At 68.9% G+C, this 23,925-nt stretch carries 23 protein-coding genes; 19 read left to right on the top strand and 4 right to left on the bottom strand.

Annotation, left to right across the window (positions count from 1 at the left end; translation table 11 throughout):
* Positions 1-2 precede the first annotated feature (2 nt).
* On the bottom strand, positions 3-2,270 hold the full coding sequence (locus ABD970_RS06090; protein ID WP_345294641.1) for a DUF5916 domain-containing protein: 2,268 nt from the start codon (positions 2,268-2,270) through the stop codon (positions 3-5).
* A 155-nt stretch (positions 2,271-2,425) separates the two neighbouring features.
* Positions 2,426-2,896 carry an SET domain-containing protein gene (locus tag ABD970_RS06085; RefSeq protein WP_345294640.1) on the bottom strand — a complete coding sequence of 157 codons (471 nt, stop codon included), beginning with the start codon at positions 2,894-2,896 and terminating at the stop codon, positions 2,426-2,428.
* 276 nt (positions 2,897-3,172) lie between these two features.
* Between ABD970_RS06085 and ABD970_RS06080 the strand changes: the two genes are divergently transcribed.
* The 16 genes from ABD970_RS06080 (at position 3,173) to ABD970_RS06005 (ending at position 20,076) form a co-directional block, all read left to right on the top strand.
* Positions 3,173-4,873: a hypothetical protein gene (locus ABD970_RS06080; protein WP_345294639.1), complete on the top strand. Its 1,701-nt coding sequence runs from the start codon at positions 3,173-3,175 to the stop codon at positions 4,871-4,873.
* A gap of 107 nt (positions 4,874-4,980) precedes the next feature.
* A complete protein-coding gene (locus ABD970_RS06075; protein WP_345294638.1) occupies positions 4,981-7,059 on the top strand; it encodes a TIR domain-containing protein in 2,079 nt (692 codons plus the stop codon).
* A 75-nt stretch (positions 7,060-7,134) separates the two neighbouring features.
* Positions 7,135-7,539, top strand: coding sequence for a hypothetical protein (locus ABD970_RS06070; protein WP_345294637.1), 405 nt, complete (start codon positions 7,135-7,137; stop codon positions 7,537-7,539).
* Between the two features lie 299 nt (positions 7,540-7,838).
* Positions 7,839-8,381, top strand: a complete 543-nt coding sequence (locus tag ABD970_RS06065) for an ATP-dependent zinc protease family protein (RefSeq protein WP_345294636.1) — start codon at positions 7,839-7,841, stop codon at positions 8,379-8,381.
* Positions 8,378-9,283, top strand: a complete 906-nt coding sequence (gene rimK / locus ABD970_RS06060; protein ID WP_345294635.1) for a 30S ribosomal protein S6--L-glutamate ligase — start codon at positions 8,378-8,380, stop codon at positions 9,281-9,283. The genes ABD970_RS06065 and rimK overlap by 4 nt, the downstream gene beginning before the upstream one ends.
* Positions 9,284-9,287: 4 nt before the next feature.
* Positions 9,288-10,343, top strand: coding sequence for a succinylglutamate desuccinylase/aspartoacylase family protein (locus ABD970_RS06055; protein WP_345294634.1), 1,056 nt, complete (start codon positions 9,288-9,290; stop codon positions 10,341-10,343).
* Between the two features lie 221 nt (positions 10,344-10,564).
* Positions 10,565-11,047, top strand: a complete 483-nt coding sequence (locus ABD970_RS06050; RefSeq protein ID WP_345294633.1) for an SUF system Fe-S cluster assembly regulator — start codon at positions 10,565-10,567, stop codon at positions 11,045-11,047.
* A 10-nt stretch (positions 11,048-11,057) separates the two neighbouring features.
* Positions 11,058-12,497 carry a Fe-S cluster assembly protein SufB gene (gene sufB, locus ABD970_RS06045; RefSeq protein ID WP_345294632.1) on the top strand — a complete coding sequence of 480 codons (1,440 nt, stop codon included), beginning with the start codon at positions 11,058-11,060 and terminating at the stop codon, positions 12,495-12,497.
* Positions 12,498-12,582: 85 nt separating this feature from the next.
* The gene (gene sufC, locus ABD970_RS06040) at positions 12,583-13,350 is read left to right on the top strand and encodes a Fe-S cluster assembly ATPase SufC (protein WP_345294631.1); all 768 of its coding nucleotides are present in this window, start codon (positions 12,583-12,585) and stop codon (positions 13,348-13,350) included.
* Positions 13,347-14,588, top strand: a complete 1,242-nt coding sequence (gene sufD, locus ABD970_RS06035; RefSeq protein WP_345294630.1) for a Fe-S cluster assembly protein SufD — start codon at positions 13,347-13,349, stop codon at positions 14,586-14,588. The genes sufC and sufD overlap by 4 nt, the downstream gene beginning before the upstream one ends.
* Positions 14,585-15,871 carry a cysteine desulfurase gene (locus ABD970_RS06030; protein WP_345294629.1) on the top strand — a complete coding sequence of 429 codons (1,287 nt, stop codon included), beginning with the start codon at positions 14,585-14,587 and terminating at the stop codon, positions 15,869-15,871. Before sufD ends, ABD970_RS06030 begins: the two co-directional genes overlap by 4 nt.
* A 27-nt stretch (positions 15,872-15,898) precedes the next feature.
* A complete protein-coding gene (locus ABD970_RS06025) occupies positions 15,899-16,156 on the top strand; it encodes a hypothetical protein (RefSeq protein ID WP_345294628.1) in 258 nt (85 codons plus the stop codon).
* Positions 16,153-16,683 (top strand): GNAT family N-acetyltransferase, encoded by a 531-nt coding sequence (locus tag ABD970_RS06020; protein ID WP_345294627.1) that lies wholly within the window; start codon positions 16,153-16,155, stop codon positions 16,681-16,683. The genes ABD970_RS06025 and ABD970_RS06020 overlap by 4 nt, the downstream gene beginning before the upstream one ends.
* Positions 16,684-16,796: 113 nt before the next feature.
* Entirely contained in the window at positions 16,797-17,120 is a 324-nt protein-coding gene (locus ABD970_RS06015; protein ID WP_345294626.1) for a non-heme iron oxygenase ferredoxin subunit, read from the top strand.
* Between the two features lie 104 nt (positions 17,121-17,224).
* Positions 17,225-19,378, top strand: coding sequence for a TonB-dependent receptor (locus tag ABD970_RS06010; protein ID WP_345294625.1), 2,154 nt, complete (start codon positions 17,225-17,227; stop codon positions 19,376-19,378).
* A gap of 59 nt (positions 19,379-19,437) precedes the next feature.
* On the top strand, positions 19,438-20,076 hold the full coding sequence (locus tag ABD970_RS06005) for a PepSY-associated TM helix domain-containing protein (protein WP_345294624.1): 639 nt from the start codon (positions 19,438-19,440) through the stop codon (positions 20,074-20,076).
* 169 nt (positions 20,077-20,245) lie between these two features.
* Here ABD970_RS06005 and ABD970_RS06000 read toward each other — a convergent pair whose 3' ends face one another.
* Positions 20,246-20,848, bottom strand: a complete 603-nt coding sequence (locus ABD970_RS06000; protein ID WP_345294623.1) for a HutD/Ves family protein — start codon at positions 20,846-20,848, stop codon at positions 20,246-20,248.
* A gap of 212 nt (positions 20,849-21,060) precedes the next feature.
* Positions 21,061-21,411, bottom strand: coding sequence for a ComEA family DNA-binding protein (locus ABD970_RS05995; protein WP_345294622.1), 351 nt, complete (start codon positions 21,409-21,411; stop codon positions 21,061-21,063).
* Positions 21,412-21,629: 218 nt separating this feature from the next.
* Between ABD970_RS05995 and ABD970_RS05990 the strand changes: the two genes are divergently transcribed.
* The 3 genes from ABD970_RS05990 to ABD970_RS05980 all read left to right on the top strand — a co-directional run bounded on the left by ABD970_RS05990 (position 21,630) and on the right by ABD970_RS05980 (position 23,872).
* Positions 21,630-23,138 carry a M20 family metallopeptidase gene (locus ABD970_RS05990; protein ID WP_345294621.1) on the top strand — a complete coding sequence of 503 codons (1,509 nt, stop codon included), beginning with the start codon at positions 21,630-21,632 and terminating at the stop codon, positions 23,136-23,138.
* A gap of 79 nt (positions 23,139-23,217) precedes the next feature.
* The gene (locus tag ABD970_RS05985) at positions 23,218-23,541 is read left to right on the top strand and encodes a GlsB/YeaQ/YmgE family stress response membrane protein (RefSeq protein ID WP_345294620.1); all 324 of its coding nucleotides are present in this window, start codon (positions 23,218-23,220) and stop codon (positions 23,539-23,541) included.
* A 49-nt stretch (positions 23,542-23,590) separates the two neighbouring features.
* The gene (locus ABD970_RS05980; protein ID WP_345294619.1) at positions 23,591-23,872 is read left to right on the top strand and encodes a GlsB/YeaQ/YmgE family stress response membrane protein; all 282 of its coding nucleotides are present in this window, start codon (positions 23,591-23,593) and stop codon (positions 23,870-23,872) included.
* Positions 23,873-23,925: the final 53 nt, after the last annotated feature.

The following is a 23,925-nucleotide window of genomic DNA, read 5'->3' as shown; positions in this document are numbered from 1 at the left end:
GGCTAGATCTCGAACCGGTACGCCAGCTTGACCAGGAGCTGTTCGTCGTCGCGCAGGTCGAAGGCATCGCTGAACTGGTCGATCGCGCTGAACCTCCCGCCCACCGACTGCTCGAACAGCGCCCCACCCCGCACGTAGGCGATGTAGAGGTGGGATAGCGGCGCGAGCTCGTAGCGGTAGCGGATCTGGAAGCCCAGGTTGCGCAGCGCGAAGTCGGGGATCGCCTCGTCGACCGCGACCGGCGTGCCGTCCTCGGCCACGCGCCAGGCCTGTCGCGCCTCCGCGTCCAGGCCGATGGCCTCGAGCCGCACGCGCAGCTCCTGCCGATCGTCGATCAACCAGGTAGCTCCGGCATTGAGGTACAGCTGGTTCGCGCGGTAGCTACCCAGCAGGTTCCCGCCCCGCCACAGCAGCCAGTCGGGGTTGTGCCGGAACTGCATGCCGGCATTGAAGGTCAGGGAATCGTTGAAGTGGAAGGTCGGTTGGACGTACACCGCCAGCGAACCGGCGTCCGCGCCGTCGAGCCCTTCCGCGGCGTAACGCGCATTGCCGTACAGGCTCCAGTGCCCGCGCCGGGGCCGGTACCGCTCGTAGAAGGCATAGAGTTTCTCCGGCACCTCGACGATGCCGTTGCCGCGCGTAATCCGGTCGTCCTTGCCGGCGCCGAACACCGCCACGTCGAAGAAACTGTTGCCCCCGTCTCGGCGCTCGCTGCTCCGGTTGACGGAAACGGCGTTCGCAAGCAGGTCACCCCGGTCGTTGTAGCGGGTGGATCCGGCGAAGCGCCACTGGTGGCCCGAGTAGGGTGAGTCCTCCGGCAGGGAGGTGATGCGGTGGCCCAGCTCGTACCGCAGGTAGTTGAAGTCGTTGCGCTCAAGGAAGCCGAAGTCGTTGAGCTGCAGGTCGCGGCCCAGATGGAGGGCATAGAGCTGCTGGCGCCAGGCGCCGCCATCGTCCCGGTCGACGATGACCTGGGCGCCGCTGTCCCGGATGTCGGTCCCTGCCTGTTCGATGTCGCTGGCCACCACCGTCGTGCGCACGTTCCACGGCGCGCTCGCCCAGCGATGGTCGAGTTCGTAGACGTTGGCGGTGCGGTCGAGCCATGGACGCACGACGCGGGTGACCATCGCCCCGAGCCCGTGACTGCCGAATCCGCCGAGGTCAAAGTCCCGCGTTCCGCGCACCGCGTAGAAATCCCTTCCCGCCTCCTCGCCCTCGACCGCCGCGAAGATGCCGTAGTTGAAGGCGCCCAGGCTGCCGTTCAACTTGGCCGCGGCGCGCACGTCGCCCGCGCCATTGCCATCGTCCGCGGGCGCGCCCACCCGGCGCGTGTAGACCAGCCGGTTGACCTGATTGAGGGAGCCGAACGGCACGTCGAAGAACCCCTGGTTCTCGGTGAAGAACGGGCGCTTGTCGCTGAAGAAAGTTTCCGTCGCGCTGAAGTTGACGACCAGCTCGTCGCTTTCGACCTGGCCGAAGTCGGGATTGAGGGTGCCGCTGAGCTGGAAGCGGCCGTGCGGCTTCCAGAAGACGTCGGCACCCGCGTCGAAGTCGCTGCTGCCGGCGACGTTGTCGTGGACGCCGACCACGTAGGGCGTGACCGCCAGCAGCGACTGGCTGTAGGCCGGCACCTCCACGCGCTCCAGCACGCTGAGGAAACGCGCCTCGTTGAATCCGACGGCGGGCCACGAAAAGCGCTCGCCGGTTTCGCTGACGACCCGGTCCAGGCCGATGCCCAGCGTCCTGCGGCCGTCGGCCGCCCGCCGCATGGTCGCCACGTGCCAGGGAATCAGCATCTCGGCCGACCAGCCGTCCGCATCCTCGGTCACCGCGTGCGTCCAGATGCCGTCCCAGTCGTCGCTGAAGCGGTTCTCGTTGGTGATGGTGCTGTCGCTGATGCTGTCCGACAGCGACAAGGTGAAGTTGTAGCCGGTGCGACCGTCGCCATCGAAGTCGATGTAGGCGTTCACGCGGTCCACCGCGCCGGTGCGGTCGCGCTGGCCGCGCTGGCGGTTGCGGGGGACGCCCGCCGGCTGCGCATTGCGGAACGCGATGGCCAGCCCCTCCTCGGTCGCGAGGATCCATGCCTCGGTCGCCAGGGTCGCGGGCTCGCGGCTGAGCGGCTGCGTCAGGCGGAAGTCGGTGACATGGCGGGCGCCCGCCCACTCGCCTTCAGCGATGCGGCCGTCGATCTCCACGGCATCCGCAGGCATCGCCATCGATGCGAGCAGGAGCAGGGCCGGGATCGTGGCGTTCCGGGTTGGCGGCATCGGGGGGGTCCAACGTGGGATGCGCGCAGCTTGGCGGATGCCCCCCGGGGGCGCGCCTGTCGTAAGTCATGGACGCCCGTTGCAACCCCGCGGCGCGCTGCTGCATCCCGGGTCCTGCGGCATGTACGGCTGCGCTCGCCGGATGCGCCCTGCGATCAGCGCTTCGGCTGCAGCATCGTCCCGGAGCAGTTTCTGGCGCCGCAACGGCAACCCCACAGCTTCTTGAGCTTCGGCGTGTGGCGCTCGTCGAGGGTGATGCCGTAGTTGTAGGTCAACTCCTCGCCGGGCGCGATGTCGCGCAGTGCCTGGATGTAGACCTTGTCCTTGCGCCGGTTGCTGTCGTGCTCCTCGATCTCGGCCTCGCAGTTGGGATCGCAGCTGTGGTTGATCCACCGCGCGATGTTGCCCTTGACGTTGGCGTCGACGACGTAGTCGTCGTTGAGCGTGAACAGGAAGGTATGCCCGTCCTCGTCGACTTCCCCGTATTCCTCGTCGACCTCGTCGTGGCTGCGCAGCTTGCCCTTGTAACGGATGATGCGTTCGCCCTTGGCGATCCGGTCGGTCGCGAACACGCCATTGCCATGGATCGGTGACAGGCGCGCTTCGATCTTCTTCTTCTTGGGCATCGGGTCCGCAGGCAGGCTGGAAGGAGGCCTGCATTCTCGCCCGAATGCCAGCCGCAGGCCAAGGCGCTGGCCGATCCGACGCGTCGTTGACGTTTCCCCGATCGGCGTTCGCGCGGGCACGTCCAGCCATGGTGCGGCGTTCGCCCTGTGCCATCATCGTTGCCCGAGAGGCATCGCGACCCGCCCGCACGTGCCTTGCGGCGGATGCGGGCGGCCGCGTCGACGGGCCGTCGGTGGCGCCGCGACGCCCGATACGTCCCCGACCGCGAGGAAAGCATGCCCGAGCAACCCGACACCCCATCGACCACGCACCTCGTCGTCGGCGTCACCGGACACCGCAAGCTCCGCGACGCGGACATCGACCGGGTGAAGGAGCAGGTCCGCGCGTTCTTCCTCGACCTGCAGGCGCGCTATCCCGAGACGCCCCTGCTCCTGCTCTCGCCCCTGGCCGAAGGCGCGGACGGCTTGGTGGCCGATGTCGCCTTCGAACTCGGCCTGCGCGTCATCGCGCCGCTGCCGCTGCCGGTCGAGCTCTACCGGGAGGATTTCGACGAGCCCGGCGCGCGGGAACGATTCGAACAGCGCCTTGCGCGCGCCGAAGTGCTGGTGCTGCCCTTGCACGAGGATGGGCTCGGCTCGCCCGCCGTCCCCGGCGCGGCGCGCGACCGGCAGTACGCGGAGGCCGGGTTCTTCGTTTCCCGGCACTGCCACGTGCTGCTCGCGCTCTGGGACGGTCGCGACCAGGAATCGCTCGGTGGCACGTCGCACGTCGTGCGGTTCCACCTGCACGGCGACCTGCCGGGGCAGATCTCGCACCGACCGGCCGCGCTCAACCTGCTGGGCATCGACGAGAACACCCTGGTCCGCCACATCCCCGTCTCCCGGCGCGTCGCGCCGCAGCAGGACAACACGGAGCCTCGCTGGCTGACCTCGCGCGACGGGGTGCACACCGGCGATGCGGTGCCGGAGGCCTTCGATCGCATGTTCCGGAACCAGGCCGACTTCAATGCCGACATCGACAAGTACGCCGATGAGATCGACCAGGAGCGCCGGCGCTCCGGACAGGCGCCCGGCTGCCCCATCCACCGCCTGTTCATGGCCGCCGACTGGATGGCCCGCACGTACCAGCAGCGCGTGGCGCGCGTGTTGCGGGTGACCTACGTGCTGGCCGCCGCCACCGGCGCGGCCTTCATCCTGTATGCGCACGTGCATTCCCAGGACGCGATGATCTACCTCTACCTGCTGCTGTTCGGCGCGGGCGTCATCCTGGCGATGCTGGCCAGGCGCCGCGAATGGCATCGCAAGTACCTCGATTACCGCGCGCTCGCCGAAGGTTTGCGGGTGCAGTCCTATTGGCGACGCTCCGGGGTGGTCGACATCGCCAACCCCTCCCACGCCAACGAGAACTTCATGCAGGAGCAGGACGTCGAACTGGGCTGGATCCGCAACGTCATGCGCGCCGCCAACCTGGAGGGACTGCTTGCGCCCATGCGGGCGGCCGAACCCGAGGTCGACGCGGTCATCGACGAATGGATCGGCACGTCGCGCAGCGATGGCCAGCTGCGCTACTTCACGGTCACCGCCGCCAAGCGGGCGCGGCACCACAGGCAAGCGGAGTTCCTGGGTCACGCCAGCCTGGCGCTGGGCATCGGGATCAGCGTCATCCTGGCGCTGTTCGCCCACCAATGGGGCCATGACACCAAGACCGTCCTGGTCGTGGCGATGGGGCTGCTGTCGGTCGGCGCCGGCGTGCACGAGGCCTACGCCCACAAGAAGGCCGACAAGGAACTGGTCAAGCAATACCGCTTCATGGAACGGATCTACGGCGGCGCCCGGCGGCGCCTGGACACGGCCACGACGGTGGAGGAAAAGCGCGAGATCCTGCGGGTGCTTGGCGAAGCCGCCCTGGCCGAACATGCCGAGTGGACGCTGATGCACCGCGAACGCCCGCTGGAACATACCCGCCTGGGCGGATAGGCCTTCGGTCCCGGGGGCCGGGACGCCGGGCGGTTTGGCCGATCCCGGCGGCTCCCCGCGTTGTTTCCGCACGTGTCCGAGTCCATGGACGCCATTGGGGAGCGGACGTGCGCTACCGGGCCTTCATCAGCTACAGCCACGCCGACGAGGCATGGGCCACGTGGCTGTTCAAGCGCCTGGAAACCTATCGCGTGCCACCGCGCCTGGTGGGGCGGCAAACCGGCCAGGGCAAGATCGGTGCGAGGTTGGGCGCTTTCTTCCGGGACCGCGACGAGCTGACCGCCGCCAGCGACCTGAGCGCCACCATCCAGGACGCGCTGGCCGAGTCCGACGCCTTGATCGTCATCTGCTCGCCCGCCGCCGCCGCCTCGCGCTGGGTCAATGCCGAGGTCGAGGCCTTCCGTGCCAGCGGCCGGGGCGAGCGCATCTACGCATTCGTGGTCGGCGGCGAACCCGGCTGCATCGACGATGGCGGCTGCTTCCCGCCGGCCCTGACGGCGCCGGGCGAAGACGGCCAGCCGGTCGAACCCCTGGCCGCCGATGCCCGTCCGGAGGGCGATGGCCGGAAGCGCGCCTTCCTCAAGCTGGTGGCCGGCCTGCTGGGCGTCGGTTTCGACCAACTGGCGCAACGCGAGGCGCAACGCAAGCAACGCCGGCTGGTGCAGGTAGCCGTCGCTTCGCTCGCCGGCATGACCCTTGCCATCGGCCTGGCGGTCACCGCCCACGTCGCCCGCAACGACGCGCAACGCCGGCAGGCCCAGGCCGAGGACATCCTCGGCTTCATGCTGGGCGACCTGCGCGAGAAGCTGACCACGGTGGGCCGGCTCGACCTGATGCGCACGGTGGACGACAAGGCCACCGTCTACTTCGCCACGCTGGATCCGCGCGACCTCAGCGATCGCACGCTGGAGGAGCAGGCCCGATCGCTCACCGGCATCGGCCAGGTGCGCCTCGACGAGGGCAACCACGACGAGGCGACGGCCGCGTTCCGCGAAGCCCATGCACGCAGCACCGCGTTGCAGGCGCGCGACCCGGGGAACGGGCAGCGGCTGTTCGACCTGGCCCAGGCGGAGTTCTGGCTCGGCTTCGTCGCCTTCCAGCAGGGCAAGTACGGTGCAGCCGATGCCTGGCTACGGAAGTACCACGACAGCGCCATGCGGGTCGCCGCGATGGACCGCGGCAACTTCGCCTGGCAGAAAGAACAGGCCTACGCCCTCCACAACCTCGCCGTGATGGATGAGCAGCGCGGGCGATACGTCCAGGCCGAGCGCAGCATGCGCGCGGCCATCTCGCTCTACCGCGACTGGATCGGCCAGCGGCCCGGCGACCTTCCGCTGCGGTCGGAAGCCGCAGATGCGATGTCCTGGCTGGGAACCCTGGCCCTGGCCCGGGGCCAGCTGGATTCAGCCGAAGACTATTTCGCCGAGCAGGTGGACGTCCTGCAGCGGAACGCCGCCGAGGAACCGGACAACGCCGTCTGGCGCGATTACCTCGTCCGCGCGCGCCTCTTGCTCGTGGATGCTCTGGCCCAGCGAGGCAAGCTGGAGGACGCGCGTTCCCTGACCGCCACAACGCTGCCGGTCGCCGCCGCGCTCGCGGCACAGGACCCCGCCAACAACGCATGGCGGACCTGGCTCGGGGCTTGCCATTGGTGGCGTTCCCGCCTCGCGACGGACGACGCTGCGCCCCTGGCCGAGGAGGAGGCGGCCCAGGCCGAAAGGATCTTCGTCGCCGCGCTTGCGGCCGAGCCGGAGAAGGAGCGCCTGGTGGTCTGGCTCGCGCGGACGCGCCACCTGCGTGCCCAGCTGGCGCTGGGCCGGGGCGACCTGCGCGCCGCGCGCGGGCACGTCGCCGGCGCGCTCGCGCTCATCGAGCCGGCGTGGCGCGCACGCCAGAACGAAGACCTCCGCCTGTGGCTGGCGCGCACCCGCCTCCTCCAGGGCGACATCGACGCATCGAGCGGCAATCGCGCCGATGGCGTCCGCTCCTGGACGGAGGCCACGCACTTGCTGGAGCAGCCCGACCGCCGGGGTCCAGTCCCCTTCCTGCGCCTGGAGCCTCTGTTGCGCGCCCAGGTCGCCCTCGGCGCCCAGGAAAAGGCCGTCGCGACCCGACGGCGGCTCGACGCCGCCGGATACGTCCCCCTGCACCCGTTCGCCGACATCGCACCCGTTGCGGCGCGGTGACGCTTGCTCGACATCAGCGGACCCGGCTGATGGATCCGCTTCCCCGGCCAAACGGCCATCCCCAGGAGAACTGACATGCCAAACGCCACCCCCGTCATCCACCTCGACATCCGCAACAGCTCGCAAAGCGCACCCGGCTGGGTCAACGTCAATGCCAGCAACGGAGAGCCCTATGCCTATCGCTACACCGGTGGCGACGATGGCGCCGGCGGCATCCAGTTGCGGGTCGGCCAGGGGCGCGACACGGCACCGCTGCAGCTGGACGCCGACCGCCGTTACCACATCCGGGACCCCGGGGGCTGCGTCTTTACCGGCGACACGCAGGCCCAGTTGTCGTGGAACGGGAATGGGAACTATGCGGGCAGCATCGTGGATGCGAACACCCAGGTCGAGACGGCCAAGTACACCATGAACGTCGTGGATAGCGGCAACGGTGACTGCATCATCCCGTGCGACCCGATCATCAAGAACGATCCCTGATGCCCGGTCATCCCGCAGGGTGGGTCGACGATCCGCTGCGTCGTCGCCACTGATGCCAGCGGCGCCCGGTCCGTGCCGGGCCTCGACCCGCCCTGCGATCCTCAAGCCCCATCGATCCATCCCGTGTGCAGCAACGCCGTGGTGGCCGCGGCCGCCCGGGGATTCGCCGCGCATCGACGGCTTCAGGCCCTTGCATCGGCTTGCGGGGTCGCCGGGCTTGGGTCATGCTGGCCAGCGATGCTCGCCCATGCCGAACCGCCGATCGACCAAGCTCGTTGCATCGCGCGCGGTCGTGCGTCGTGACCGCTGGCAAGCACGCGCAGAAGGCAGTCCGGGCGGCCGCCAAACCGCCGCGCCCGACCATCGGGTGGCGTGAATGGGTCCACTTGCCGGGGCTGCTCGACCAGCCGATCAAGGCCAAGATCGACACCGGCGCACGCACTTCCGCGATCCATGCCTTCCACATCCGGGAGTTCATCGCCGACGGCGTGCGGCGCGTCGAGTTCCGCCTGCATCCGCTGCAACGGCGCAAGACGCCGGAAGTGCGCTGCGTCGCCGACATCCACGACGAACGCGTCATCACCAGTTCCAACGGCCAGCGCGATCGCCGCTTCGTCATCCTGGTCGATGTCGCGGTTGGCGCGACACGATGGCCGATCGAGCTCACCCTCGCCGACCGCGACCAGATGGGCTTCCGCATGCTGCTCGGCCGCGAAGCCCTGCGCCGGCGGTTCCTGGTCGATCCCGGGCGCTCCTACCGGCAGTCCGAACGACGCCCCGGGTCCGTCGCCCGCAATCCCGCGCCCGCGCGGACCACTCCGAATACCCCGAGGTTTGCATGAAGATCGCATTGCTGTGCCGCAACGCCGGCCTGTACTCCCACGAGCGCCTGCTCGAGGCCGCCCGCAATCGCGGCCACGAGATCGAGGCGATCAACCACATCCGCTGCTACCTCGACATCGCGTCGCACCGGCCCGAAGTGCACTACCAGGGCAGGACCCTGGAGGGGTTCGATGCGGTGATCCCGCGCATCGGCGCGTCGGTCACGTTCTTCGGCACCGCGGTGGTGCGGCAGTTCGAGATGATGGGCGTCTACTCGGTCAACGAGTCGGTGGGGATTTCCCGCTCGCGCGACAAGCTGCGCAGCCTGCAGCTGCTGTCGCGCAAGGGCATCGGCCTGCCGGTGACGGTGTTCGCGCACAAGACGTCGAATGCCGAGGACCTGCTCAACATCATCGGCGGCGCGCCGGTGGTGATCAAGCTGCTCGAGGGCACGCAGGGCATCGGCGTGGTGCTGGGCGAAACGCCGCGCGCGGCGGAAAGCATCATCCAGGCCTTCGGCGGCGTGAACACCAACATCCTCGTGCAGGAGTTCGTCAAGGAAGCCAAGGGCGAGGACATCCGTTGCCTGGTGATCGGCGACAAGGTCGTCGCGGCCATGATGCGCCGCGGAAAGGAAGGCGACTTCCGCTCCAACCTGCACCGCGGCGGGTCGGCGAAGCAGATCAAGATCACGCCCCAGGAGCGCGCCACCGCGGTCGGCTCGGCGCGCGCCATGGGGCTGAACGTCTGCGGCGTGGACCTGCTGCGCTCGAACCACGGCCCGGTGGTGATGGAGGTCAATTCCTCGCCCGGGCTGGAGGGCATCGAGAAGGCGACCGGCATCGACGTGGCCGACATGATCATCGAGTTCATCGAGAAGAACGCCAAGCCCGGCAAGACCAAGACCCGCGGCAAGGGATGAGTGCGTGAACGCTTCACGCAGCAGCCGCGCCCCGTTCTCGATCGGCGGGATCAGCGTCGAGGCCGGCAAGCGCGCCAGCGTCCACCTGCCACTGAGCGTGCTGTCCAACAGCACGCCGGTCGGCGTGCCGGTGCACGTGGTGCATGGCAGGCAGGACGGACCGACGATGTTCGTGAGCGCGGCGATCCACGGCGACGAGGTGGTCGGGGTGGAAATCGTGCGCCGGCTGCTGACCAGCAAGGTACTCAACGGCATCGCCGGCACGGCGCTGATGGTGCCGATCGTCAATGCCTTCGGGTTCATCAGCCACAGCCGCTACCTGCCCGACCGCCGCGACCTCAACCGCAGCTTCCCGGGCAGCGCCAACGGGTCGCTGGCCGCGCAGCTGGCGCACATGTTCATGACCGAGATCGTGGCCCGCTCGGACTACGGCATCGACCTGCACACCGCGGCGATCAACCGCTCCAACCTGCCGCAGATCCGCGTCGATACCGAGGACGAGCCAGCGCGCGCGCTGGCCGAGGCCTTCGGGTCGCCGATCATCCTCCACTCGCCGCTGCGGCCGGGCTCGCTCAGGGAGTCCGCCTCCAACGTCGGCGTCCCGGTCGTCGTCTACGAGTGCGGCGAGGCGCTGCGCTTCGACGAACTGTCGATCCGGATCGGCATCAAGGGCGTGCTGCGCGCGATGGCGTCGCTCGACATGCTGCCCCGACGCAAGCGCTCGCCCCAGGCGGCCGCGCCGGTGTTTTCGCACGGTAGCCGGTGGCTGCGCGCCCCCGAGGGCGGCATCTTCCGCGCCCGCCGCACCTTGGGCCATCGCGTGCAGGAGGACGAGCTGCTCGGCATCATCTCCGACCCGTTCGGCCAGACGCAGAGCGAAGTGCGGGCGATGATGTCCGGCCTGATCATCGGCCGGACCAACGTCCCGGCGGTCAACCAGGGCGACGCGCTGTTCCACATCGCCTCGCTCGACAACGCCTCCGCGGTGCAGCGGGAATACGGCCGCCTGGAACGGCAGATGGACGAGGAACGCTTGCTCGACGAGGACGAGATCCTCTAGCGACACCCGTCCCGAGCTCCCGGAGCCGGAATCATCCCTGCCGGCCGAGCCGCACGCCTCCCCGCCGCAACCCGGGGCATCCCGGCTGAGCGACCCGCCCTGGGGCCGGACGCCGATCCCAGGCCGCCAGTCTCCGGTCGCCCTTCGCCTGTCCACGGTTGCAGGTTTGTCCGGCGCCCCCTGAAATAGTACAATTTCAGTCCGTTTTAACGGCCAGTCCCATGCTTCGCGTCACCAAGCTCACCGATTACGCCACCGTCGTCCTGACCGCGCTCGCCGCGGACCCGGATTGCGTGCTCAGCGCGTCCGGCCTGGCCGAACAGGCCGGCTTGGAGGTCCCGACCGTGTCCAAGCTGCTCAAGCCGCTGGCGCAGGCCGGCCTGGTGGAGGGGTTCCGCGGTGCCAACGGTGGTTACCGCCTGGCGCGCGCCGCCGACGCGATCTCGCTGATCGAGATCGTCGAGGCGATGGAAGGGCCGCTGGGAATGACCGAGTGCAGCCTCCATGCCGGGGCCTGCGGCATCGAGCATTCCTGCGGGGTGCGCGCCAACTGGCGTCGCATCAACGACGTGGTCGCCGACGCCCTGCGCGGCATCACCCTGGCGCAAATGCTGGCGCCGCCCGCGGCGATCGCGCCGCACCCGGCGGCCGAAGCGTCCCCCAATGCGCGGCGCGGCATCGCGGCGCAACTGGTCACCGGCTGAAGGTTCCCCCATGTCCGTCGAAAACGCCCAGATCATCGAGCAGCTCGGCCGTCGCTACGACGCGGGCTTCATCACCGACATCGAGTCCGACAGCTTCGCGCCCGGGCTCGACGAGGACGTCGTGCGCGCCCTGTCGCTGAAGAAGGACGAGCCGGCGTGGATGACCGAATGGCGCCTGGCCGCCTACCGCCACTGGCTGACGATGCCGGTACCGCACTGGGCCAAGCTCAGGATCGCGCCGATCGACTTCCAGGCCATCAGTTACTACTCCGCGCCCAAGGCCAAGTACGCGTCGCTGGACGAAGTGCCGCAGGAACTGCTCGACACCTACGACAAGCTGGGCGTGCCCCTGCACGAGCGCGCAAGGCTCGCCGGGGTCGCGGTCGACGCCGTGTTCGACTCGGTCAGCGTCGGCACGACCTTCCGCAAGGAACTGGCGGAAAAGGGCGTGATCTTCTGCTCCATGTCCGAGGCGATCAAGGACCACCCCGGACTGGTGAAGCAATACCTGGGCAGCGTCGTGCCCACGGGCGACAACTACTTCGCCGCGCTGAACTCCGCGGTGTTCTCCGACGGCAGCTTCGTCTTCATTCCCAAGGGCGTGCGCTGCCCGATGGAGCTGTCCACCTACTTCCGCATCAACGCCGGCCACACCGGCCAGTTCGAGCGCACCCTGATCATCGCCGAGGAACGCTCGCACGTCTCCTACCTGGAAGGCTGCACCGCGCCCATGCGCGACGAGAACCAGCTGCACGCCGCGGTGGTCGAACTGGTGGCGCTCGAGGACGCCGAGATCAAGTACTCGACCGTGCAGAACTGGTACCCGGGCGACGAGAACGGCAAGGGCGGCATCTACAACTTCGTCACCAAGCGCGCCGAATGCCGCGGCGATCGGAGCAAGGTGACCTGGACCCAGGTCGAGACCGGCTCGGCGATCACCTGGAAGTATCCGTCCTGCGTGCTCATCGGCGACGACTCGGTCGGCGAGTTCCACTCCGTGGCGCTCACCCACCACCACCAGCAGGCCGACACCGGCACCAAGATGATCCACCTGGGCCGTCGCACCAAGTCCAAGATCATCAGCAAGGGCATCAGCGCGGGGCGCGGCCAGAATTCCTACCGCGGCCTGGTCAAGGTCGAGCGCAGCGCCGAGGGCGCGCGCAACTACACCCAGTGCGACAGCCTGCTGATCGGCAAGCGGTGCGGCGCGCACACCTTCCCCTACATCGAGGTCAAGCACCCCACCGCCACCGTCGAGCACGAGGCGACCACCTCCAAGATCAGCGACGACCAGCTGTTCTATTGCCGTAGCCGCGGCATCGGCCAGGAGGACGCCATCAGCCTCATCGTCGACGGCTTCTGCAAGCAGGTGTTCCGCGAGCTGCCGATGGAATTCGCGGTCGAGGCCAAGAAGCTGCTCGAGGTCAGCCTCGAGGGCTCGGTGGGCTGACCGCCACGCCCTGGCCCCGGGCCGACACCACGATCCGCGCCGTGCATTTGGCTGCGCGGCGAACAACGCACAACCGGAATTGAACATGCTGAAGATCACCGACCTCCACGCCAGCGTTGCCGGCAAGCACATCCTCAAGGGCCTGTCGCTGGACGTCAGGCCCGGCGAAGTGCACGCCATCATGGGCCCCAACGGCGCCGGCAAGTCCACGCTGGGCAACATCCTGGCCGGCCGCGAAGGCTACGAGATCACCGCTGGCGAAGTTCGCTACGAGGACGACGACCTGCTGGCGCTGGACCCGGAGGAGCGCGCCGCCGCGGGCGTGTTCCTGGCCTTCCAGTATCCGGTCGAGATCCCGGGGGTGAACAACACCTATTTCCTGCGCAGCGCCCTCAATGCCCAGCGCAAGGCGCGCGGCGAGCCGGAACTGGACTCGATGCAGTTCCTGAAGATGGTCCGCGAGAAGCTCGCCGTGCTGCACCTGGATGACAAGCTGCTCAACCGTGGCGTCAACGAAGGCTTTTCCGGCGGAGAAAAGAAGCGCAACGAGATCTTCCAGATGGCGGTACTGGAACCGAAGCTGGCGATCCTGGACGAAACCGACTCCGGCCTGGACATCGATGCGCTGAAGAACGTCGCCGAGGGCGTGAATGCGTTGCGCTCCCCGGACCGCGCCTTCCTGGTGATCACGCATTACCAGCGGCTGCTGGACTACATCAGGCCCGACCACGTCCACGTGCTCGCCGACGGCCGCATCGTCGAAAGCGGCGGCCCTGAGCTGGCCTTGGAGCTGGAAGCGCACGGCTACGCCTGGGTGAAGGATCGCATCGCGCCGGAGGCGTCCGCCGGATGAGCGCGTTGCTCGATTCCCTGGCGACGGCGTTCGACGGCGACGAACGCCGCAGGCCGGCGCTCGACGCCGCCCTCCGCGACGGCCTGCCCGGCCCGCGCAGCGAAGCGTGGAAGTACACCTCGCTGCGCGCGCTCGAGCGCCGTGCGTTCGCCGTGCCGGGCGAAGCGGTGGCAACCTTCGACGCGTCCCTCGTCGCCGGCATTCCCTCGCCGCGCATCGTGTTCGTCAATGGCCGGTTCGACGCGGCGCATTCCGACATCGGTGGCCTGCCGGATGGCGTCACCTTCGTGGCAGCTGCAGCCGAGCAGGCCGTCAACGGGGAGGGCCTGCCGCCCGCCGCCGTGTTCGCCCGGCTCAATGCTGCGCTTTCGCGGGAAGGCGTCCACCTACGGGCAGCCGCCGGGACGGATTGCGGCCTGCCGGTCCATCTGGTCTCCATCGGCGTCGGCCCCGGCGCCGACGTCGCATGGCACCTGCGCCATCGCATCGAACTCGAGGCCGGCGCGTCGATTTCCCTGGTCGAACACCAGCTTGCCGACGGCGGGCATCGCCACCTCGAGAACGTCGTCACGACCATCCGCCTCGGCGAGGACGCCCGCCTCGTGCATGCCCGGCACCAGTCGACGGCGGACGGTGCCACCAGCTTCCTGCACACCGATGCGCGGTTGGCTGCCTCCGCGCGCTATGAGCGGCTCGACCTGGAACTCGGCGGCGCCTTGTCGCGCCATGAACTGGACGTCCGGCTGGAGGGCGCCGACTCGCGGGTGGTCGCCAACGGCGTGTTGCTGGCGACCGGCAAGCGCCACGTCGATACCCGGCTGGGCATCGAACACGCCGCGACCGGGACCGCCTGCGAGCTGCTGTGGCGCGGCATCGGTACCGATCGCGGTCGTGTCGTCTTCCATGGCGGCATCACGATCCACGAGGGAGCCGACGGCAGCGACGCGAACCTGTCGAACAAGAACCTGCTGCTGGGCGACGGGGCCGAGATCGATACGCAGCCGGTGCTGGTGATCCACGCCGACGAGGTCAAGGCCGCGCACGGCGCCACCGTCGGCCAGCTCGACCCGACCGCGCTGTTCTACCTGCGGACACGCGGCTTGCCCATCGACCAGGCTCGTCGGCTGTTGACCACGGCGTTCGTGCGCGAACCGCTCGCGGTCGTGGGCGAACCCGCCGTCCGCGAGATGCTGCAGGCGCGCCTGGACGGCACCTTGCAGGCCCTGGTGGTTCGATGAACGCACCGGGTGCCACGCACGCGAAGCCGGGTCCTGCCACGCCGGAGACCGGGGGAGAAGGCGTCGCCGCCATCGACTGGGCAAGCATCCGTGCCGATTTCCCCCTGCTCGACCGCGAGGTGCACGGCAAGCCGCTGGTCTACCTGGATTCCGCCAACACCGGGCAGAAACCGGGGGTGGTGATCGAGGCGGTCGACGATTTCTATCGCCGCCACAACGCCAACGTCAGCCGTGCCGTGCACCAGCTCGGCAGCGAGGCGACCGATGCCTACGAGGCCTCGCGCCGGAAGCTGGCCGCGTTCCTCAACGTCCGCGCCGACGAGCTGGTCCTGTGCAGCGGCACGACCTTCGCGATCAACCTGGTCGCCTACTCCTGGGCCCTGCCCCGGCTCAAGGCCGGGGATACGATCCTGGTCTCGCGGATGGAGCACCACGCCAACATCGTCCCGTGGCAGCTGGTCGCCGAGCGCACCGGCGCCCGGATCAAGATCGCCGAGATCACGCCTGACGGTGCGCTCGACCTCGACGCGTTGCACGCCGCGATGACGCCCGATGTCCGGCTGCTCGCCGTCACCCACGTCAGCAACGTACTCGGCACGGTGAACCCGGTGCGCGACATCTGCCGCCAGGCGCGCAAGCGCGGCATCGTCACCGTGATCGATGGCTCGCAGGCCCTGCCCCATCGCCCGGTGGACATCGCCGCGATCGGCTGCGACTTCTATGCCTTCACCGGCCACAAGATGTGCGGCCCGACCGGCACCGGCGCGCTGTGGGCGCGGCGGGAGCACCTCGCCGCGATGCCGCCGTTCATCGGCGGCGGCGAGATGATCAGCGAGGTCAGTTTCGACGGCACCGTGTACGCCGCCCCGCCGCACAAGTTCGAGGCCGGTACGCCGAACATCGCGGGGTTCATCGGCCTGGGGGCTGCGGTCGATTACCTGTCGACCATCGGCATGGACAACATCGAAGCGCGCGAACAGGCCCTGCTCGCGCACCTGGCGGAGGAGCTGCGCCAGGTCGACGGGTTGCGCGTGTTCGGCACCGCGCCCGGCAAGGCCGCCGTGGTGTCCTTCCTCGTCGAGGGTGCGCATGCCCACGACCTGGCGACGCTGCTCGACCTGGAAGGCGTCGCCATCCGCTCCGGCCAGCATTGCGCCCACCCGCTGCTGCAGTGGCTCGGCGTCGCGGCGACCTGCCGGGCCTCGCTGGCGTTCTACAACACGCACGCGGAAGTCGAAAGGTTCGTCGCCGCCTTGTGCAAGGTGCGCAAGCTGCTGGGCTAGACTCCAGGGATTCGACGGGGACCGGCCATGATCGAAACCGAGGAAGCCAACGCACTGTTGCGCCAGATCCGCGACCAGCAGGCGACGGCGCTCGAGCTGCAGCGCGAGCACCTGGAGCTCTACCAGCGCCAGCTGGACCGCGTCGACCGCATCAACGATCGCGCCGAAGCGATCCAGGCCAAGGCCGGGAAGGCGCTCAGGCTCGTTCTCCTGGTCGCGATCCCGATGCTGCTCCTGCTGCTGGCGCTGATGCTCTGGCCCTGGTTGTCGCGCGCCCTGGCATGAGTACCGGGGACCTGCACTTCCGCGATGCCGGCGAGGACGACATCCCCGCCCTGGTCACGCTGGTCACCTCGGCCTATCGCGGCGACGCCAGCCGTGCCGGCTGGACCACCGAGGCGGACTTCTTGGACGGCAACCGCATCGACCCCGAGGTGCTGCGCGCCGACCTGCGGAAACCGCGCAGCCGCGTGCTGGTCGCCGAGCGCGACGGCCGGATGCTGGCTTGCGCCCATGTCGCCGCGGAAGGCGACGCCGGCTACTTCGGGATGTTCTCGGTCCAGCCCGGCCTGCAGGGCCAGGGCATTGGCCATGCCGTGCTCGCGGAGGCCGAGCGCGTCGCACGCGAGGACTGGGGACTGCCGGCGATGCGCATGACGGTGATCGACCTGCGCGACGAGCTGATCGCCTGGTACGCGCGACGGGGCTACCGGCGCACCGGTGAGTTCAAGCCGTTTCCCTACGGCGACGACCGCTTTGGCCTCCCCAAGCGCGACGACCTGCGCTTCGAGGTCCTCGAAAAAGCCCTGTAGCCCGGCCAGTCGATCGGCACCGGACCGTGGCCGAGCCGGCATTCGAGCGCCAAGGACGAGGCGGGCGAGCCACCGCTCCTTACAATCCATCCCAGCCCGATTGGAGTAGCCCCATGCCCGACTGGATCCGCGTCTGCGCCACCTCCGAATTGCTGCCCGGCGAATCCAAGGTCGCCTGGGACGGCGACACGCCGATCCTGGTCTGCAACTACGACGGCGACTACTACGCGCTCGAGGACAAGTGCAGCCACGAGGACTTCGAGCTCTCGGCCGGCTGCTTCGACGGCGAGGAAGCCACGATCGAGTGCGTGCTGCACGGCTCGAAGTTCGACGTCCGCGACGGTCGCGCGCTCAACCCACCGGCCTACGTGCCGGTTACCCGGTTCCCGGTCAAGGTGGAATCGGATGCGGTCTGGACGCGCGACGATCGCGCCTGACCGGAAGCCGAGTGTGGTTTCTTGTTGCGAATGAGAACGCTTCTCATTAGACTTCCCCTCCGAGGCGGCCCGAAGCCGCGCAAGCCAACCTCCCCGGGGATTCCGTGTCCAAGAAAACCTGCAAGACCACGCCGCTCGCCGGCGCCCTCAGCCTCGCCCTGACCCTGCCCGCCCTGGCGGCAACGCCCCCCGAAATCCCCGGCGATGCCGCGCCACCGGTGGTCGTTGTCGCCCAGGCCACCGACCTGGATTCGATCGAGGTCCGCGCCAGGCGCCAGCGCTACGAAGCCGAGCGCACCCGCACCGCAACCAAGACCGACACGCCATTGCGCGACGTGCCACAGGCGATCACCGTCGTCACCGAGGAGTTCATGCGCGACCAGGCCATGGCCAGCATGACCGACGTGGCGGCCTACGTCCCCGGTGTCGGGCTGTCGCAGGGCGAAGGCAACCGCGATGCACTCGTGTTCCGCGGCAACAACTCCACGGCCGACATGTTCGTGGACGGCATGCGCGACGACGTCCAGTACGTGCGCGACCTGTACAACATCCAGCGCGTCGAAGTGCTCAAGGGCCCCAACGCGATGATCTTCGGGCGCGGCGGTTCCGGCGGCCTGGTCAACCGCGTCACCAAGGTCGCGGACTGGGGCAACTACCGCGAACTCGGCCTGCAGTTCGACAGCCACGGACGGCGCCGCGGCACCGCCGATTTCGGCCAGGCGATCGGCGACGGCGCTGCCCTCCGCGTCACCGCGATGCGCGAGGATTCCGACAGCTTCCGCGACGGCGTCACGGTCGAGCGCCATGGCATCAACCCGACCCTGTCGCTGCGCCCTGGGGATGCCACGACCCTGACCCTGGGCTACGAACGCTTCCAGGACCGCCGCGTCGCCGATCGGGGCGTGCCGTCGCTCGGCGGCCGCCCCCTCGACACCGACCGCTCCACGTTCTTCGGCGACCCGGCCAACAGTCCCGTCCGCGCAGACGTCGATGCCTTCACCGCCGTCATCGAGCACGACTTTGGCGATGGCCTGAGCCTGCAGAACCGCACGCGATTCGCCCGCTACGAGAAGTTCTACCAGAACGTGTACCCGGGAGCCGCCGCCAGGGCCGATGGCTCGGGCACCCTGGTCGTCCCGCTGCGCGCCTATAACAACGCCACCGACCGCGACAACCTGTTCAACCAGACCGACCTCGTCTGGGTGCGCGATTCCGGCACGGTCCGGCACACCTTGCTCGCCGGCGCCGAGTTCGGCCGCCAGAAAACCGACAACTTCCGCCAGACGGGCAGCTTCCCGCTGAACGACTGCAACGGTGGCCCGACCACGTCCGCCTACTGCGTGCCGGTCTCCAACCCGCGCTATGCGGGGCCGGTTTCGTTCGGGCAGAGCGCCACGGACGCCGACAACCATGGCGTGGCGAAGATCGCCGCCGTGTACGTCCAGGACCAGGTCGAGTTCTCACCCAAGTGGCAGGCGATCCTCGGCCTGCGCTACGACCGTTTCGAGATCGACTTCCGCAACAACCGCACGGGCGAAACCTTCGACGTCGTGGACGACCTGGTCTCCCCGCGCGCGGGCCTGGTCTACAAGCCGATCGAACCCTTGTCGCTCTACGCCAGCTACAGCGTGTCCTTCCTGCCGCGCTCCGGCGACCAGCTGTCCTCGCTGAATGCCAGCAACGCGGCCTTCGAGCCGGAGGATTTCCGCAATTACGAAGTCGGCGCCAAGTGGGACGCCAGCCCGTCCCTCGCCTTCACCGCCGCGGCCTATCGCCTGGACCGGTCCAATGTCATCGCGCCGGATCCGACGGACCCGGCCCGCTCGATCCTCGTCGACGGCCAGCGCGTGCGCGGCGTGGAACTCGGCCTGGCCGGCCGGGTCACGGACGCCTGGCAGGTGCTGGGCGGGTTCGCTTGGCAGGACGGCAGCCTTCCGGGCAGCAGCGCCGAGCCGGCACAGCTCCCGTCCGCCACGGCATCGCTGTGGAATCGCTACGACATCAACCGCACCTGGGGCCTGGGGCTGGGGGTCATCCACCGTGCGGACATGTTCGCCTCGACCAGCAATGCGGTGCGGCTTGATGGCTTCACTCGCTACGATGCCGCCGTCTACTACGTGCCCAACGACAACCTGCAGTTGCAGCTCAACCTGGAAAACCTGCTCGACGAGGATTACTTCGTTTCCGCGCACAACGACAACAACCTCAGCCCCGGCGCGCCGCGTTCGGCGAGCCTGACCCTCCGCCTGAAGTTCTGACCCGCACCGGCCGGCGGCGACCACGCCGCCGCCCAGCGCGCATCGCCCCGAGTAACCGCATGAATCCCGAAGACGCCCTGCCTGCCAATCGCAAGCGTGCCCCGGTCGCACGTCGCTGGATCCGCCAGCTGCACCTGTGGATCGGCGCCTGGGGCGCGCTTGCCGCGGTCTTGTACGGACTCACGGGCCTGGTCATGAACCATCGCTTCGGCGACGGCGCCTGGCCCCAGGGCGAGAGCCTCGATGGCCAGGCCGTCGAGTTGCAGGTGCCGGCACAGGCGCGCACCTCGGCCGAGGCCTTGTCGCTGTGGCTCCAGCGCGAGCACGCACTGGAGGCGCAGACGATCCGGAAGGGCCCGCCCCGTGGCGCGGAAGCGGGCGCACCCGAGCAATGGCGCCTGTCTGGCGGCAATGCGCGCCATTCCTGGGCGATGGAGTACGCACCCGGTGACGAGACGGTGTCCGTCGAGCACAGCCGGCAGACCTGGCTGGCGGCGATCAACCGCCTGCACAAGGCCGTCGGCGGCGGCACGGCCTGGATCCTGCTCGCCGACAGCTTCGCCATCGGCATGATCCTGCTGGGCCTGTCCGGATTGTGGATGTGGGCGCTGGGTCGCAGCCTGCGGCAGATGGTGTTCAGCGTGTTCGCCGCCGGGCTCGTCGTATTCGCCGTGGTCATGGGTTCGGCGCTGGCCTAGGTCGGCGCGGGCTTTCAGAACGAACAGCACCACGCCGCCCCGGCGGTCGCACCTCTCGCCTGTCGAGCCGACACGGCTGGGTGCTGCGCGTGCTGCCGCCCGGCACTCGATGGGATTTCCATGACACGGGGGCTTCATGCCGCGCAAAGCGCGTCGGCAGCGGACGCCGTCACTCGAGCGGCTGTATCCGGATCACCAACGCTTCGCCCGAGCCGTCCAGGACGTGGCGCAGGCGGCCTGACTCCGACTCCAGCAGTGCCGTGTCGCCCGCGCAGAGGCCGGGCAACCCGGAGTCATCTGCGAAGCGTGCCTGGCCCGCGATCAAATGCATGATCCAGGTCACGCCCGGCTCCGCGAATACCACCATCGGCCCGACCAGCGGCCGATGCCACAGTTGCGCCTCGACGGCATCACGACGCCACATGAGGTTGAAGACATGGGCGAGCTGGTCGACCGGGGTCGCTTCGACGCCGAGCTCGCCACTGAAGCGGCAACGCCCATGCGGAGGTTCCAAAGCGCGGCCGGTGCCTTCACTGAAACGCAGATCCAGTCCGTTGCCGTGGAGCAGCACCTGCTCGCGCTCGATGCCGTCGAAGCGGGAGTACGTCGACGGCTGCTCGATCTCGGCGATCGACAGACGCCAGTCCCAGTCGCTTCCGCCGTCGGCAGCGCCGCCACGGGGGCCACGGGCATGGATCTCCCGCGTCCAGCCGGCGCCGTTGCGCCACCGGCTGCGTCGGTACTCGTTGGCGGGGATGACCAGGGACCGCATGCCGCTGACGCCTCGACGTTCGAATAACCCGTCCAGTTTAACGACACCCTACCTGCGACCCAGGCACGAAGCCGCCGCCCGCCCGCACTTCCTGTGTGCGGCGACGGGCGGCGAAACGTCCATGTCAGGCATCCTTGCCGATCCTGCGAAGCCTCCTGCTTCCCGCCTGCCGGCCGCGCATCCGGGCGCGACCGGCAGCGATCGGTACTGCGTCAGCGCTTGGTCGCGCCGTTGGTTGCGCCCTTGGCCGGGCTCGCGGCGACCGGCTTGGCCGCGGGGCGAGCGGGGCCGGCGGAGCCCACCACGATCCGGTCGCGGTTCTTCTCGACCGTCTTCAGGCCGATGCCCTTGACCATCGCCAGCTGGTCGGCGCTCTTGAAGGCGCCGTTGGCCTTGCGGTGCGCGACGATGGCCTCGGCCTTGGCCGGGCCGACGTTCACCAGGACTTCCGCGAGCGTGGCGGCGTCGGCGGTATTGATGTTGACCTTGTCCGCGGCGAACGCCGAGCCGGCGATCAGCAGGGACAACAGCAGCGAGGCGAAGATGGTCTTGAGCGATTGCATGGTGACTCTCCTTGGGGTGTTGGATTCCATTCGGGTGACTTCCCTGCCGGCGCCACGACGAGGTATTTCGCCGACAGGGACAGTCTCCGCGACCCCACTGCCCCACCGTATCGCCAGAGCCACCCACGCGAAGCCGGGAAACGGCGCGTCCCGGCGTAGGAAAAGTCCTACACGCCCCGACCGTTAGAATGGGTTCAACCCCGAACCAGAGCCCTCCCATGGATGATTCCCGGGTCGATACCCGCCACGTCGACGACTACGTTTCCGGCAAATGGGACGACGAGATCGTCCCGCAGCTGGTCGAGTACATACGCATTCCCAACAAATCGCCGATGTTCGACGCGGACTGGGTCGAGCACGGCTACATGGAGGATGCGGTCACGCTGATGGAGGGCTGGGCGCGCAAGCAGCCGATCCCCGGCATGGAACTGGAGGTCGTGCGGCTGGAGGGTCGCACGCCGTTGATCTTCATCGACATCCCGGCCGCCAACGGCGGCAACGCCGACGATTGCGTGCTGCTCTACGGCCATCTCGACAAGCAGCCCGAAATGACCGGGTGGGACGACGACCTCGGCCCCTGGAAGCCGGTCCTGCGCGACGACAAGCTCTACGGGCGCGGCGGCGCGGACGACGGCTATGCGATCTACGGCTCGCTCGCGGCGATCCTCGCCCTGCAGGCACAAAAGGTGCCGCACGCGCGTTGCGTGGTGATGATCGAGGCCTGCGAGGAATCGGGCAGCTACGACCTGCCCGCCTACGTCGACCACCTCGCCGACCGCATCGGCAAGCCGTCGCTGGTGGTCTGCCTGGATTCGGGCTGCGGCAACTACGAGCAGCTCTGGTGCACCACCTCGTTGCGCGGGCTGGCCGGCGGCAACCTCACCGTCCAGGTGCTCAAGGAAGGCGTGCATTCCGGCGACGCCTCCGGCGTGGTGCCATCGAGTTTCCGCCTGCTGCGCCAACTGCTGTCGCGGATCGAGGACGAGGGCACGGGCCGCATCCTGCTCGACGGGCTGCATGCCGACATCCCCGGGGAGCGACGCCATCAGGCGCAGAAGTGCGCCGAGGTGTTGGGCACCGCCGTGTACGACAAGTTTCCCCTGCTGCCGGGGATGACGCCAATGGCCGAGGACCTGACCGAACTGGTGCTCAATCGCACCTGGCGGCCCGCGCTCTCGGTGACCGGCGTGGACGGCATGCCGCCGCTGGCCTCGGCCGGCAACGTGCTGCGACCACATACGGCGGTGAAGCTGTCGCTGCGGCTGCCGCCGACGCTCGACGGCAAGCAGGCCGGCGAACTGCTCAAGGAGACCTTGCTGCGCGACCCGCCCAACGGGGCCCGGGTGGCGCTGGACCTGGAGAAGGCCGCCACCGGCTGGAACGCGCCCAGCACGGTGCCCTGGCTGGAACAGGCCATCGACGCCGCCAGCCGGCAGTTCTACGGCAAGCCCGCGATGTACATGGGCGAAGGCGGCTCGATCCCCTTCATGGGCATGCTCGGCGAGAAGTTCCCCGGTGCCCAGTTCATGATCACCGGCGTGCTCGGCCCGCACTCCAACGCCCACGGCCCCAACGAGTTCCTGCACATCCCGATGGGCAAGAAGGTCACCGCCTGCGTGGCCCGGGTCATCGCCGACCACCAGGCCGCGAGCGAACGCGGTGAGACCATGGGTGCGGCGGTGGCGGCGGACAGCGGTACGCGCCACGGGGACCACGGCTGCTGCTGACCGCCGGATACCGGTGCGCCGGGGCTCCGTCGAGGCGGAGCAGGTTTGAAGGATTGGCCCGGCACCAAGAGGAACGACCATGGATTTCGGCCCGGTACAGATCGTCCAGTTCGTGCGCTTGTTCGACCTGCTCGGCGATGGCTGGGTGGCGATCGTCGTGTACGGCATCTTCGCCGGCTTGCTCGCGGGGTTCGTCACCACGCGCGAGGCGAAGGTGGGGCTGTTGTCGTCGAGCCTGCTGGGGATCGCCGGCGCCGTGCTGGCGTTCTTCGCATGCCGCTGGCTCGGCATCGAGCTCGACGGCCATGGCAAGCGCTTCCTGGCCGCGTTCGCCGGCAGCCTGCTGGTCGCCATCGTGGGTGGCAGGCTCCTGCGCAGGAAACCGGAACCTGCCGATTCCTGAGGCGGCGGGCTGCTAAGCTCGGCCGCAGTCCAACAACGGAGGGGATCGCATGGAAAACCTGTTCGGCAGCAGCAACTGGCTCTACATCATCTTCATCGGCCTGGTCGTCGGCATCCTGGCGCGCCTGCTCAAGCCGGGCCGGGATCGCATGGGCATCATCCTGACGACGCTGCTCGGCATCGCCGGCGCGCTGCTGGCCGGCTGGTTCGGCCAGGTGATGGGCTGGTACCAACCCGGGCAACCGGCGGGATTCATCGGCGCCCTGCTCGGTGCGATCGTGATCCTGGTGGTGGTCAGCCTGTTCCGCGGCAAGCGCCGACGGCTGCCCTGACGTGTCGGCGCCAGCCGAAAGCCGGGCAAGTCCCGGCTGCCGGCTTTCAGGAT

The sequence above is a fragment of the Luteimonas vadosa genome (assembly GCF_039543545.1).
Classification (GTDB): Bacteria; Pseudomonadota; Gammaproteobacteria; order Xanthomonadales; family Xanthomonadaceae; genus Luteimonas; species Luteimonas vadosa.
The sequence above is the reverse complement of the archived record's forward strand: the minus strand, read 5'-3'. Positions and strand labels throughout refer to the sequence as shown.

What these genes read in the sequence shown, in the direction of transcription:
- ABD970_RS06090 (WP_345294641.1), bottom strand. Translation starts at nt 2,270, where the DNA reads ATGCCGCCAACCCGGAACGCCACGATCCCGGCCCTGCTCCTGCTCGCA.
- ABD970_RS06085 (WP_345294640.1), bottom strand. Translation starts at nt 2,896, where the DNA reads ATGCCCAAGAAGAAGAAGATCGAAGCGCGCCTGTCACCGATCCATGGC.
- ABD970_RS06080 (WP_345294639.1), top strand. Translation starts at nt 3,173, where the DNA reads ATGCCCGAGCAACCCGACACCCCATCGACCACGCACCTCGTCGTCGGC.
- ABD970_RS06070 (WP_345294637.1), top strand. Translation starts at nt 7,135, where the DNA reads ATGCCAAACGCCACCCCCGTCATCCACCTCGACATCCGCAACAGCTCG.
- rimK (WP_345294635.1), top strand. Translation starts at nt 8,378, where the DNA reads ATGAAGATCGCATTGCTGTGCCGCAACGCCGGCCTGTACTCCCACGAG.
- ABD970_RS06050 (WP_345294633.1), top strand. Translation starts at nt 10,565, where the DNA reads ATGCTTCGCGTCACCAAGCTCACCGATTACGCCACCGTCGTCCTGACC.
- sufB (WP_345294632.1), top strand. Translation starts at nt 11,058, where the DNA reads ATGTCCGTCGAAAACGCCCAGATCATCGAGCAGCTCGGCCGTCGCTAC.
- sufC (WP_345294631.1), top strand. Translation starts at nt 12,583, where the DNA reads ATGCTGAAGATCACCGACCTCCACGCCAGCGTTGCCGGCAAGCACATC.
- sufD (WP_345294630.1), top strand. Translation starts at nt 13,347, where the DNA reads ATGAGCGCGTTGCTCGATTCCCTGGCGACGGCGTTCGACGGCGACGAA.
- ABD970_RS06030 (WP_345294629.1), top strand. Translation starts at nt 14,585, where the DNA reads ATGAACGCACCGGGTGCCACGCACGCGAAGCCGGGTCCTGCCACGCCG.
- ABD970_RS06025 (WP_345294628.1), top strand. Translation starts at nt 15,899, where the DNA reads ATGATCGAAACCGAGGAAGCCAACGCACTGTTGCGCCAGATCCGCGAC.
- ABD970_RS06020 (WP_345294627.1), top strand. Translation starts at nt 16,153, where the DNA reads ATGAGTACCGGGGACCTGCACTTCCGCGATGCCGGCGAGGACGACATC.
- ABD970_RS06015 (WP_345294626.1), top strand. Translation starts at nt 16,797, where the DNA reads ATGCCCGACTGGATCCGCGTCTGCGCCACCTCCGAATTGCTGCCCGGC.
- ABD970_RS06005 (WP_345294624.1), top strand. Translation starts at nt 19,438, where the DNA reads ATGAATCCCGAAGACGCCCTGCCTGCCAATCGCAAGCGTGCCCCGGTC.
- ABD970_RS06000 (WP_345294623.1), bottom strand. Translation starts at nt 20,848, where the DNA reads ATGCGGTCCCTGGTCATCCCCGCCAACGAGTACCGACGCAGCCGGTGG.
- ABD970_RS05995 (WP_345294622.1), bottom strand. Translation starts at nt 21,411, where the DNA reads ATGCAATCGCTCAAGACCATCTTCGCCTCGCTGCTGTTGTCCCTGCTG.
- ABD970_RS05990 (WP_345294621.1), top strand. Translation starts at nt 21,630, where the DNA reads ATGGATGATTCCCGGGTCGATACCCGCCACGTCGACGACTACGTTTCC.
- ABD970_RS05985 (WP_345294620.1), top strand. Translation starts at nt 23,218, where the DNA reads ATGGATTTCGGCCCGGTACAGATCGTCCAGTTCGTGCGCTTGTTCGAC.
- ABD970_RS05980 (WP_345294619.1), top strand. Translation starts at nt 23,591, where the DNA reads ATGGAAAACCTGTTCGGCAGCAGCAACTGGCTCTACATCATCTTCATC.